Annotated in this window: 11 protein-coding genes; 8 read left to right on the top strand and 3 right to left on the bottom strand. The window is 36.2% G+C overall.

The window, feature by feature from the left end; all coding sequences use genetic code 11:
* Nucleotides 1-258: 258 nt before the first annotated feature.
* From H4J39_RS10885 to H4J39_RS10875, 3 genes are all read right to left on the bottom strand, one after another.
* Nucleotides 259-921, bottom strand: a complete 663-nt coding sequence (locus tag H4J39_RS10885; protein WP_182228177.1) for a hypothetical protein — start codon at nt 919-921, stop codon at nt 259-261.
* 123 nt (nt 922-1044) lie between these two features.
* Nucleotides 1045-1374: a hypothetical protein gene (locus tag H4J39_RS10880; RefSeq protein ID WP_182218599.1), complete on the bottom strand. Its 330-nt coding sequence runs from the start codon at nt 1372-1374 to the stop codon at nt 1045-1047.
* 152 nt (nt 1375-1526) lie between these two features.
* Entirely contained in the window at nt 1527-1712 is a 186-nt protein-coding gene (locus tag H4J39_RS10875; RefSeq protein ID WP_182228175.1) for a hypothetical protein, read from the bottom strand.
* Nucleotides 1713-2528: 816 nt separating this feature from the next.
* Here H4J39_RS10875 and H4J39_RS10870 point away from each other — a divergent pair.
* The 8 genes from H4J39_RS10870 to H4J39_RS10835 all read left to right on the top strand — a co-directional run bounded on the left by H4J39_RS10870 (nt 2529) and on the right by H4J39_RS10835 (nt 13336).
* Nucleotides 2529-2741, top strand: a complete 213-nt coding sequence (locus H4J39_RS10870) for a hypothetical protein (protein ID WP_182177033.1) — start codon at nt 2529-2531, stop codon at nt 2739-2741.
* 471 nt (nt 2742-3212) lie between these two features.
* Complete coding sequence (locus H4J39_RS10865; RefSeq protein ID WP_182228173.1) at nt 3213-6344, top strand: tandem-95 repeat protein; 3132 nt, start codon at nt 3213-3215, stop codon at nt 6342-6344.
* 322 nt (nt 6345-6666) lie between these two features.
* A complete protein-coding gene (locus tag H4J39_RS10860) occupies nt 6667-7302 on the top strand; it encodes an ANTAR domain-containing protein (RefSeq protein WP_310649741.1) in 636 nt (211 codons plus the stop codon).
* A 30-nt stretch (nt 7303-7332) separates the two neighbouring features.
* Nucleotides 7333-8418, top strand: coding sequence for a CmpA/NrtA family ABC transporter substrate-binding protein (locus H4J39_RS10855; RefSeq protein WP_182228171.1), 1086 nt, complete (start codon nt 7333-7335; stop codon nt 8416-8418).
* Nucleotides 8419-8760: 342 nt separating this feature from the next.
* Nucleotides 8761-10158, top strand: a complete 1398-nt coding sequence (locus H4J39_RS10850; protein WP_182228169.1) for a CmpA/NrtA family ABC transporter substrate-binding protein — start codon at nt 8761-8763, stop codon at nt 10156-10158.
* Nucleotides 10159-10243: 85 nt separating this feature from the next.
* A complete protein-coding gene (locus tag H4J39_RS10845) occupies nt 10244-11200 on the top strand; it encodes an ABC transporter permease (protein ID WP_259368822.1) in 957 nt (318 codons plus the stop codon).
* A gap of 23 nt (nt 11201-11223) precedes the next feature.
* On the top strand, nt 11224-12066 hold the full coding sequence (locus tag H4J39_RS10840; protein ID WP_182228165.1) for an ABC transporter ATP-binding protein: 843 nt from the start codon (nt 11224-11226) through the stop codon (nt 12064-12066).
* A 73-nt stretch (nt 12067-12139) separates the two neighbouring features.
* Nucleotides 12140-13336, top strand: coding sequence for an alginate export family protein (locus H4J39_RS10835; RefSeq protein ID WP_182228163.1), 1197 nt, complete (start codon nt 12140-12142; stop codon nt 13334-13336).
* Nucleotides 13337-13401: the final 65 nt, after the last annotated feature.

Below are 13401 nucleotides of genomic sequence, written 5' to 3'. Positions count from 1 at the left end.
CCTAAGCCAACCAATTACATTTAATTATGCCAGAATATTTTGGCCTTATTAAAGCTGTCGTCTTTGGATAAATTGAACACGGCTAATGCTCACTTCTGCCACATTCGAGACATTAGCTATTAAAGATTATCAATACTTTGGATTAGGTTTTGTATCGATAATCCCCTCCTAAACGGCGATTAAAAGTTGGCAATAATTAGCGAGGAATGATCGTAAGCCAACTGTTGAACGTCCGTTATTGAGGCGTATTTTAGGTGTTCAATCTATTATTAAATTAGAGTTTAGATCAACAATTACCTTTATATCATCACTGGCTGAAAAGGTCATTTGGTAAGTTATTTCACCGTTTCCTTGTTTCACACCTGTAACTATGTTGCGCATTCTCGTATCTGAAAAAAGTTTATCTAAGCTCTCTTCGGTTAACTGTTGAAAGGTTGTGAACTTTGCAATACACAATGCTTCATAGCACCCAATTTTATCGACATACCCCATAGCCTCATTACTCATATTGGCTTGTAAGGCTTGTCGCATATTTCCCGAGAACTCTATACTTTCCGAACTATTATATTCGAGTAGTTCGACGAGTTGACTGAAGTTATCTTGTGCGTAAATATTATTTAGAACACTAAGATGGACGCCATGTGCAGCTTCATCGTAAATCGAATCATAGAGTTGAAGTGCTGTTGATGGAGTAAATTTTTGCTGTATCTCCTCATCTATTATATGTTCTGACCTTTCGACTATAGTAGCTGCTGATGAGTGAACCGCATTCACTTCTATTGGCAACATAGACTTAAGCTCTTTTGCATTTGACGAAGAGAATGTATTTAGATCACTATAGTCTTCAGGTGCTAGGAAATTTTGTTTGATTAAGGTCGCCACTACTACGAGAATGATTAATAACCCTAAAAGCTTTTTCAATGGAACACTCCTATGATGTACTTAACGCCCCATTAAGAGGCTAAAAATAGTTGGCTATAATTTGCGAGGTACGAGCACAGCCAGCTGTTATTCGTCCTGCTTGAATAGCTTGTTATGTGGTTTTTAACTGCAGCCTGGTATTTTCTTTATATCAGAAACATAGTTCTCATAAACTTTACACGAGCATTTTACAAACGGGGAATCACTTGATTCAATCATTGAGTCAGGAAATTTTTCTGGTAACTTAGAAACACATTTATTAACTATTTCATCAGTCATAGTTGAGCACTCCTTACTAGTAACCCCCAAGCTATAAAAACCAGAGTCTTGCAAACACATTAAGTTTTTAACACCCAATTCAATGTCTGACCTTTTTGTAAGATCCTCTGAATGAGTATTAAAAGACAATATTGTGAGAATAGATAATACAGGTAAAAAAATGGTAAATTTCATGAGTAATCCTTTAGTCATTTTAAAAAATATAAATGTAGCAGCTAATACACGCGTGAACCACATAACGCCTCGTTAGGGGCAAGTAATTGTTGGCTAAAATAAGTGAAGAAGGAGCAAAAACCAACTGTTTTTTGTCTTGCTTGAATGCCTTGTTATGTGTTTTTTGCACTCCACTTGCCAGAGAGAATAATGACATAAACACCGACGGTAATTGTACCAAGCATTAATCCTATAAAAGGCGATGAGCTCCCAACAAATATAGACATGCCTAGTGAAGTACCTAAACATAAAGTTACAGCACTTAACTGTGCTCGATTAAGTTTATTTTTGAATTTCATTTCGGACTCCTCATCCTTGAAGTTATTGTAAATAGTCGAAACACTTAACAGCTTATTATGGAGACTTCTCAGTAATGTCCATCCCATAAGCTTTATTTAATTTCCATTAATATCCCATAATTTCAAAGCTTTAGAAACTATAAGTTTTGTAAGTTTGTCAGAACTTGGATATTACTTAGACTTATCAGTAATATCCAATATAAAATTCGAGGCTATTACCCATAAAATCAATGGATTAGGATATTATCTGGGTGTTTTTAGATTATTACTAAGACTTCTCAGTAATAATACACGAATAATTCATTAGAAAATATATCGCACAAAGTGAACATATTTATTAGTGGCAAGCCTAATGTTATTCAGTGGTCGCAGTAAATGTTATTAGGTGACAGTATTAGATGATAATGACTGACAGTTTTAATGCATTAGGTGGCACAACTGATGTAATTGTCCATTCATCTATCTAACACCTAAATCAAACCTTAACAATACTGTTACTAATCAAGTTAAAACTTTTAGTCTGTACTTTGATGGGTAAGGCATTTATAAAAATTGGCGAGTTAGTGTTTTGTCGTTCATCTTCATCGACTCCCGAAATATAATCAGTAATTATGGCAGATATATTTGATGACACTAAATGAAGGTATTGTTTAATAAAAGCTAAATAGGAATTTATCTACTTGCCTCTCATTAAGCCACTTGCGATGAGTTAACAAAATTTTTTAATCGAAATGACAAAAATATTTTACTGTCAATTTTTAATAAAAATGGCGAGTATCATAAAAATAGTATTTATTAACCATTAAAGAGAACATCATGAATACTTACTCTGTTTCACCATCGAGTAATGACAACGCGTTGAATAACGAATTAGCTGAGTTTGACTTATCTCACCAAAGCCAATTTGCTCATTTAAAACATTCCAGAGACAGAGCAAATGTGGCGGGTCATTATAAACAAGCAAGTAAAAAAGCGCGTAAAAAGTTACGTAATGTTTTTGACGACGATGACTATGAAATTGAAGAGTGAAGTTTTTCCAGGTATATCAAAGTAAAAATTAGTCTTCTATAAAATAGCGATTAAGATCATTAAGCGAAAGATTTTGCTCCCTGATGATCTTTAGTTTATTAGCTAAATCAGTAAAACTTCTCAATCGATACTAGAGCCTTAACCTTCCTTATGGCTTTACCCCCATTAATCAAGTGACAATAGCATTCTTAGAAAGGTATCAAAAATACCAAATAATCGCCCTATGCTAAGTGTTCCTATCGAGAGCTGAACTTACTTTTATACGAAAATATATTTGACACATATCACACAAATTTAAATTACTGTCACGCGTATATTACTTCAACCTAAGACAGGTGAATATAAGCTGATAAATATTTTTAATAATTGAATTGGTAAAACAATATTGTTAATGTGTTGTAATAAATAAGTATTAAGCCTTTCAAAATAATTAGTTAAGCAAAGTTTGATAAAGCTTTAACGGAACAGTAAATGAAAAAAACAGTTATATTTTTATGTGTACTCACACACATCCTTTTGTCAGCAATTATAAACTTAGCTAATGCTCAACAAGCAAAATTAGTAAAACAAGGTGAATGGGGATCAGATCTATACAGACAGATTATTACGCTAAATAATTATTATTATGCAACCACTAATTCAGATCAAATTGACATTATTGATCCAAGTAAAACAGGGGTTGAATCATTTATCGGACAAATAGACTTAGGGTCTGAAATTTTTTCAATACAAGCACACAATAATCAATTAGTTGTGGTCACTGAAACTAAATTATCAATATACGATATATCAAATACTAAAGACTTAATCCTAAAATATTCGATTGCTGTAAAAGGACATTCTAATCATACGGCTTTGTTGAGCAGTGATAACATTTATTATTTAGATGCAGATAATAAATTTTATGTCATCAAGGAAAATAATGACGCATACAGTATTGAAAAGGTGATTAACTCAACGCTCACCAATGACTATCACGCAATTCATCTTTTTTTGAGTGATAGCTATTTTTATGCTTTAGGGCAATATAATGAAGATAGTAAGTATATTACCAAAATAGAGAAGTACCGTATTTCAGATAATAGCTTTATCGAAACGGTTGAGTCAGAGGCTATCGGTTATTTATATGATATAACATATGCAAGCTCAGAACGTTTTATCATTGCAGCAGCTAATAAGTTGAGCTTGGTAAATATCACAAATAATAAGCTTAATATATTAACCAGTTTTGCCGATGATGGGTACTCAAAGGTTTTCCAACTGGCGTATAAAGATAAGGTACTTCATGCTTTAAGCTGGAGCAGAGAGCTATACACCTATGCTATCGCCGATGATAACCTCGTTACTTTACTCTCAGAGGATCCCTTATACAGCTACTTAGCTGATGCTAGTTCTTTCTCTCAATTAAAGTGGTTCGGTGAGAAGTTAACTGCACTATCAGTTAATGAAGGCATTATTGAAGTTGAATTCTTAAACGGTGGCTTTGACAACATTAAATATTTTTACAACCAAACGGGAAGAAGTTTAGGTAGAGGTATTATTAAAGATAATCATTATTTATTACCTCGTACCAATCGGATTGATGTGATTAATATTTCAGACAAAGAAAACATTACTTTGCATAAACAACTTAATACCAATGCTCAGAAAATCACCCCGCATCAAGGCAGTTTTATATTAAATAATAATGACTCGTTAGCACGACATAAATTAACAGACGAATTCGACCTTATTCAAGAAAGCACTGTAAATTATAATAATGACGAGTATTTATATAAATCAATTCAAAGTGAAAACTACATCTATAACCTCACAGATAACGGTACTCAATATTTATCGAGGTATGATATTTCAACACTGAGTTCTATTTATGAAAGTGCTGTTAAAGCAAATTTTCCCAGCTTAAATAACATTGCTTGCCCTGGTGTTAGTGCTTTGGGGTTCGTCAATAATAAAATACTCGCATTTGATAATTGTTTAGTCGGTATGCATGTTTTCAAAAATATTGATAATGAAAACTTTACCTATGATCAATTTATAACCATGCCTGATAGCTATTTAAAAGGAGTAGTATCAAAGAATATTATTTACATGGCCGCAGCAGATAAACTCACTACCTTTTTACTTTCAAGTGAAAATGAGCTTGTAGCGATTAATACCTACAACATAGTTTGGGATGCTAATTATAGCAACTCGATAAATATTGAAACTGTTGGAGATTATTTAATTGCCTATGTATTTGATAAAGTGCATTTATTTGATCTAACAATCAAAGAAGAACCTAAATTCCTTTCCACGTATACAACTCAAGAATGGGAGTTTATAGAGACTAAATTTCAATATTTGGACGACACATTAATCACTATGGCGAATGGCAGTATTCAATTTTATCAAATCAATAAAGCACCTACTGCACATATAGACCAACTGACCATCAGCGAAGATTCATCTTCTGAGCCCTTACTAATCTTCGCTGATCCTGAATCAGATGTGATGACATTTACCATTAGCAAGGTAACAACTAACGGAGAAGCTACTGTTGATGAGCTTGGCCTTGTTTACACACCAAATAGCAACTTTAACGGTACAGACACCATCACGATTAAAGCTCAAGATATTCATGAAAACCACATTGAACATCAAGTTAATATAACCGTCATCCCCGTTAACGATGCACCTACAATAAGCACAAGTAACCTCATCACTAATGAAGACACTGACTTGGTTGTACAAATAGAAGCAGGTGATGTTGATGGAGATGTCTTAAGTTTTACTTTAGATAAAGCGCCATCGCATGCAAGTGCATCACTTAGCGTTACAGGTGAATTAAGCGTACAACCTGACGCTAACTTTAACGGTAGCGACGTTATCTCTATCACAGTTACAGACACCAACGGTGGAAGTTATAGTACTGATATTTCCTTATCAGTTGCCCCTATTAATGATTCTCCTATAGCGAGTAATCTTAATTTCACCTTAATAGAAGATAGTATTCTAGAGACGACACTTGAGACTAGTGATATAGAAAATCAATCAATTACAGTTGAAGTGTTAGATAAAAGCTCAGTTAATGGCGAGTTAACCTTATCAAGTGAAGGTGCAATTTATTACACACCTCTAGCGAACTATCATGGAGGTAGTAGTTTTAAAATTCGTTTAATCGATAGCGAAGGTGCAAGCTCTGAACATGATGTTTCGTTAACTATAACCCCTGTAGATGATCTGCCTGTGGTATCTGATGAGAGTTTTTCATTAGTACAAGGTGGTATTAAATCCGGTGGTTTACCTGTAAAAGATATTGATGAAGAGACTCTGACTTATACTGTCGCCACTAACGTTAGTCATGGCACATTAACGCTGTCAACCAGTGGTAAGTATAACTATACTCCTGAAGCAACATACTCTGGCAGTGATTCATTTACTTATAATGTTTCAGACGCGGCCAACACTGTACAGGGTAAAGTAACGTTTAGTGTGCAAGCCAAGTCAGTAGAAACTGAGAGTTCAAGTTCTGAAGGTGGCGGTAGTATTAACTTTGCACTGATACTTTTATTAATGTTGAATGTCGCTTATCGTTATAGAATAACAAGCGTATTTAAATAAAAACTGATGAATAATTATTAGCAATTCAATTTAGATAGTTGTCCCACCCTTTCGATAAAAAGCCTTAACAGAAATGTTAAGGCTTTTTTTTGCTGAAATAAAGCTTATGGCTACACTAAAAATTATTAGGTATGGCCGCAGACTCATAAATTGACTCAACTACATGTTACTTTGGTGCATCTGTGCATCATAAACTGACAAAAGTTGTATAAAAGATCTTAAAATAAATTCAAGCACTTGATATTAAACAACTTAATTTACTGGCATGAATACTGCGTTATTCTTTTAAATATATCCTCTTATTTCCTTTGATTTGAATAAAGTGAGAAAAAAAATATTATCTTCACCAAAAATAAGTAATAAAAATCAAGATATAACTGCCAAATTAAAAGTATTACTTGCAGAAAATAACCCTATAAAAGCACAAGCATTAATGAGCGTTCTCTCTAATGCAGAATATGACATTTATCACATTGCTCATTCTGGCGTACCTTTGCTTAGAGATGTAGAACAACTAAACCCTGATGTCATCATTATAGATATTGAATCACCTAATAGGGATATGCTTGAAAACCTTAATCAAATTTCTCAATTCGCTCCTAAACCTATAATAGTTTTTTCAGAACAACAAAACACTCACACCACCATTAATCAGATGGTTAAATCAGGTGTCAGTGCCTATGTTGTTGGGGAAGTTAACCAAACAAGGGTGAAATCTATTATTGATGTAGCGATAGCAAGATTTGAGGTTTTTCAGGGGCTCAAACGAGAGCTTGCTGACACCAAACAAAAACTATCTAGTCAAAAAAACATTGATAAAGCTAAGCGTTGGCTAATGGAAACCAAGCAACTATCTGAAATAGATGCTTATCATTTCATTCGAAAAATAGCGATGGACAACAGTCAAAAAATGGACGACGTTGCTAAGAATATTCTATCTGTCGCCAGCATTTTTTAGTGGGTTTAAAAAATTTAGAGAATAAAAATTATGTTTACTATTGAAAAGAAAAATATAACGCTCGGTTTCATGCCATTAACTGATAGTGCTCCGGTAGTCATTGCTTATGAAATGGGTTTTTTTCAAAAATGGGGGCTTAACGTTAACTTAACCAAACAGAACTCTTGGTCAACGTTAAAAGACAAACTACATACTGGAGTCATTGATGCTGCACAAATGTTAGCACCTATGCCCATTGCCAGTAATTTAGGTTTATACGGTAAAAAATCAACGGTGATCTCTCCAATAATATTAAGTCGCAACGGTAATGGCATAACATTATCGACTAAACTCTATCAAAAAATATTATCACAACATCAGAGTAATGAAATCAGCATGCCATTTACGGCAAAAATTCTTCGCCCGGAAATAGAACAGCGTAAGAAATCAGGCGATAAATTAACTTTTGCAGTCGTTTTTCCTTATAGCTGTCACTATTATCAACTGATTGAGTGGCTTAAAAAAAGTGAGATTAAACTCACAGACATTACTTTATTAATTGTTCCTCCTTCAGACATGGTGCCTGCTATGCACTCAGGTGATCTCGATGGCTTTTGTGTGGGTAGTCCTTGGAATGCCAAAGCCGTAAGAGAAGGTGTGGGTATTACCGGTGTTACTTCCTCTGATTTATGGCAAGACTGTCCTGAAAAAGTCCTGGGATTAATGTCTGATTGGCAAAAACAACACCCGCAAACAACATTAGCTTTGGTGTCAGCTTTATATGAAGCATGTCAGTGGCTTGAGAATATCCCTAATCGTTTTGAAGCAGCTCGATTATTGAGCCGCGCAAAATATTTAGATACCCATATCGACGTAATCGCGCCCTCGTTACTGGGCAGTTGCCTAACTATTAATAATTCCGCGCCACGTAAAGTGCCCACTTATCAACAATTTTCTACGTTAGGCGATCCTAAGTTCAACACGCCAGCTCATCATTATGGTGAGAACATTGCCCAACTAATGCAAGCGTGTGGCCATATAAACACGCAACAAAGAGCAGGTTTAAACATTGCTTCAATCTACAGAGAAGATATTTATCAAACGGTTATTAATACCCTTAAACCGAACAAGCCCTAATATTGACCACAACTGAAAAACCAATATAAACACCAAAACAGTGCAAATGCTCCCCTATCTTGCGCCAAAACAGGTAAAACGTTTAACTAAAAAACCAACAAAGCCACTAAGCTATTGATAAAAATCAATATAATTTATTGGCACTAAATGTGCTGTATTACTTGTAGTGTTTTCATGTTGATTCAACCAATAAAATTGAACATAAATGAAAACTGACTAAAAAATTTATTTCGTTAAAACTAATCGCACTGCAACGACGTAGTCATTATTAGTTTGGCATTGAAGCCCACAGTATTCGGATTTCCTCCGATGTGCTGTGGGCTTTTTTATTTGGAGAAAAGTATGTTTCAAGCAACTTTAAAGAATGAATATAAAAAATTATGCCTTACTGTCCTTACTGGGCTATGTCTATCAGGCTCATTACTCACCTCATCTTTACAAGCGACAGAGTTAGGTTATCCAGAAAAAGAAGAACTAAAATTTGGCTTTATTAAATTAACCGATATGGCGCCTATCGCTATCGCTTATGAAAAAGGTTTTTTTGAAGATGAAGGGCTATATGTCACGATTGAGTCGCAAGCGAACTGGAAAGTATTGCTTGATGGCGTTATAGATGGTCGATTAGACGGTGCACACATGCTTGCTGGCCAACCCATTGCAGCAACTATTGGTTATGGCACTAAAGCTGAGATTATCACACCTTTTTCAATGGACTTAAATGGTAATGCCATTACTGTTTCTAATGAAATTTGGAAACAAATGAAGGTAAATATTCCTAAGCAAGCTGATGGAAGACCTGTTCATCCGATTAAAGCAGATGCTTTAAAGCCTGTTGTAGAGAAATATCTTGATGAAGGTAAACCTTTCAATATGGGAATGGTGTTTCCAGTATCGACTCATAACTATGAATTACGTTATTGGTTAGCGGCTGGTGATATTCATCCGGGCTTTTATGCTCCACATAAAGGTGATACTTCAGGAAAAATTAACGCACAAGTTTTGTTGTCAGTAACGCCTCCTCCACAAATGCCAGCCACAATGGAGGCCGGTACTATCTATGGATATTGTGTAGGTGAACCTTGGAACCAACAAGCTGTATTTAAAGGTATTGGTGTACCCGTTGTTACCGATTATGAAATATGGAAGAACAACCCAGAAAAAGTATTTGGCATAACTAAAGCCTTTGCTGAGAAATACCCCAATACCACCATTCGCTTAACACGTGCTCTCATTCGCGCAGCAAAATGGTTAGACGAAAACAACAATGCTAACCGCCCTGAAGCGGTGAAAATTCTATCTCAATCGAACTATGTCGGTGCTGACTACGATGTTATCGCAAACAGCATGACAGGGACCTTCGAGTACGAAAAAGGCGATGTGCGTTCAGTACCTGATTTCAACGTATTCTTTCGCTATAACGCCACTTATCCTTACTACTCAGATGCGATTTGGTATTTAACGCAAATGCGTCGTTGGGGACAAATTAGCGATGACATGCCTGATAGTTGGTACAAAGATATTGCCGCAAAAGTTTATCGTCCTGATATTTACATGGCGGCAGCGCAATCATTAGTTGATGACAAGATATTATCTAAAAGCGACTTTTCAGACCTCGTCGGTGAAGACGGTTTCCGTGCTCCTCAAAAACACTTTATTGACAATATTGTTTATGACGGTACTCATCCAAACGCCTATATCAACAAGTTTAAAATTGGTTTAAAAACCGGTGACAAACTCTAGTGAGCTCGAATGTGTTGCTTGTGTAGCACTTTAGGAGAAAAAGATGACCGCTTTAATGAGTAAAAAAATAGTAGGTATTGCCCCAATGAATAGAAACAAAATGATCATGTCTTTTATTGCAGAAAAAACACAAGCGTTGATCTTACCCTTGGTCGGTATCTGCTGTTTTATGCTGCTCTGGTCGTTCACCGCAAGTAGCATTGATACTTCTCTTGGTAAGTTTCCTGGGCCAAGTGCCGTGGCCACTCAAGTGGTTAATTTAATTGATGAGCACAATGCTGAACGCAATAAAGAAGACGCTTTTTATATTCGTCAAGACCAGCGAAATGAAATGCGTCTGGCAAAAGATCCCAGTTACCAAGCTAAAGTGCGTGCCTATACCGGTAAAGAAACCTTCTTAGACCAAATAGTCACCAGTGTCGTGACGGTCATTAGTGGTTTTTTATTGGCTGCTGTTATTGCTATTCCGTTAGGTATTGCCATTGGTTTAAGTAAAAATTTAAACACTGCCATTAACCCCATAATACAGATTTTCAAACCTGTATCTCCTTTGGCGTGGTTGCCATTAGTAACCATGGTGGTGAGTGCGGTTTATGTTTCTCCTGAGCCTATGTTTGCTAAATCATTTATCACCTCTTTAATCACCGTCACCTTATGTAGCATTTGGCCGATGGTTATTAACACCTCTTTTGGTGTGGTTTCAATGAATCAAGACTGGGTAAATGTCAGTAAAGTATTAAGCCTCCCTAAACTCGTCCATATACAAAAAATTGTTTTACCTGCGTCCATTCCTGCCATTTTTACAGGCATGAGAATGTCACTGGGTATTGCTTGGATGGTATTGATTGCTGCAGAAATGTTGGCACAAAACCCTGGGTTAGGAAAATTCGTTTGGGATGAATTTCAAAACGGTAGCTCGCAATCACTCAGTCGAATTATGACCGCTGTTTTCGTTATTGGACTTATTGGCTACTTGCTTGATCTTGCCATGTTGCAACTACAAAGAGCGTTGTCTTGGGATAAATCAAGCGCGCAACGCTAGCGAATAAACACGAAGGAAAAAAGATGAGCATTATTTTAGATATCAGCAAAGTAGACATGGTATTCCCTACTCCTAAAGGCGACTTCACTGCTTTGAAGGGAGTTGATTTACAAATTAAAAAGGGTGAATTCATTTCACTGATTGGCCATTCAGGTTGTGGTAAATCGACGGTGTTAAATATTGTTGCTTGTATTCATAAAGCAACAATGGGCGGTGTGATCCTTAATAATAAAGAGGTGACGGAGCCCGGACCTGAACGTGCGGTCGTTTTTCAAAACCATTCATTATTACCTTGGTTAACGGCATATCAAAATATTGAGTTAGCGGTAAAGCAGGTCTTTAAAAATAAGATGTCAAAGGCTGAGATGAAAGAATGGATTGAGCACAACTTACGTTTAGTGCATATGGATCATGCGAGAGATAAACGCCCTGATGAAATATCAGGTGGTATGAAACAACGTATTGGTATTGCCAGAGCGCTAGCGATGAAACCTGAAGTACTGTTAATGGATGAACCTTTTGGTGCGCTCGACGCGTTAACACGTGCCCATATGCAAGACTCATTAATGGAAATTCAACAAAAACTCAATAATACCGTAATTATGATCACCCATGACGTAGATGAAGCCGTTTTATTATCTGATCGTATCGTCATGATGACCAACGGACCCGCTGCAACGATCGGTGAGATTTTAGACGTTAACTTACCCCACCCAAGAAATCGTTTAGCCCTAGCAGAAGATGTTGAATATAACCGTCTTCGCTCAGCTGTTCTTACTTTTCTATATGAAAAACAACGAAAAGTGGAAGTTATTCCGAAAGTTGAAGCGACTGAAAGTAAACAAAAAACATCGGATGTTGCTTAATACCGATTAAGTACTTAACCAATAATTAAAATAGCTTTAATCCGATTTTAAAAAGACATTTAAGGAATAAACCATGCAACGAGTACGTAAACTTTCAACACTTACAGCATTGATTTTACTAACAAGTTCAAGTATTTCAGTTAGCGCAATTAGCGAGAATGAGACTGAAAGCAACGCTAAAGCCAGCGTCGATTTCAACTTACGTTACGAAACAGTTGATCAAGACAATACCGCTAAAGATGCCTCCGCATTAACATTACGTAGCCGATTAAATTATACCACGGCTATCTACAGTGGTTTTTCAGGTGTCGTTGAATTTGAAGACTCTCGCCAAATAGCAGGTGTTGACGATTATAACGATACCGTTGGCAACAATACGCAATATTCTGTTATTGCCGATCCAGAAACCACGGAATTAGATCAAGCTTTTGTTCAATACAAACACGATAAACTTACCGCTAAAATTGGTCGCCAAATTATCACTCTAGATAACCATCGCTATGTCGGTCATGTTGGCTGGCGTCAAGACAGACAAACATTTGATGCTGTTACCATAAATTATGCCGCCTTAAATAACCTAAAAATAAGCTATAGCTACCTAAACAAGCGTAACCGAATTTTTGCCGAAGTAAAAGATCTTCACTCAAAAGATCATCTACTTAATCTTGCCTACAACACAAACTTTGGACGACTAACCGCGTATAGCTACTTACTAGAAGTTGATGAAGGTACATCAAACGGTTTAGACACTTTTGGTATCAGCTTTAAAGGAAAAAAAGATAACTTTTCATATTTTGCTGAATTTGCCACGCAAGATTCTGAGACTGCTGGCACTGATTATTCTACAAGCTATATAGCGATTGAAGCTGGCTACAGCTTTGATGCAATAACCATTAAATTAGGCGCAGAAATACTGGGTAGTGACAAGGCAAGGTATGGATTTTCCACACCGCTAGCCACACTACATAAGTTTAACGGTTGGTCAGATCAATTCTTAGGTACACCAAAAGAAGGCTTAGTAGATTTGTATGCCTCAGTTTCAGGTAAAGCATTTAGTGGTAGCTGGACAGTAGCCCTGCATGACTTTTTTGCTGACGAAGCAACAGACACGGTTGACGATTTAGGTAGTGAAATCAATGCTATTTACGCTAAGCGTTTTTCTAAACACTATAAGGCTGGCTTGAAGTATGCGGCTTACTCTGCAGGTGATTCGTCTGCGGGTAAAGTCGACACCGATAAAGTATGGCTGTGGATCAGTGCAAATTTTTAACTGACCAGCACACACCATAACGGTAATTTTTAGTCGTTTAATTAAGTGTTACCAAAAGTTGTAAA

This window comes from Colwellia sp. Bg11-12 (assembly GCF_014076955.1).
In the GTDB taxonomy this organism is placed as follows: domain Bacteria; phylum Pseudomonadota; class Gammaproteobacteria; order Enterobacterales; family Alteromonadaceae; genus Colwellia_A.
This window is presented reverse-complemented; position numbering and strand designations above follow the sequence as displayed.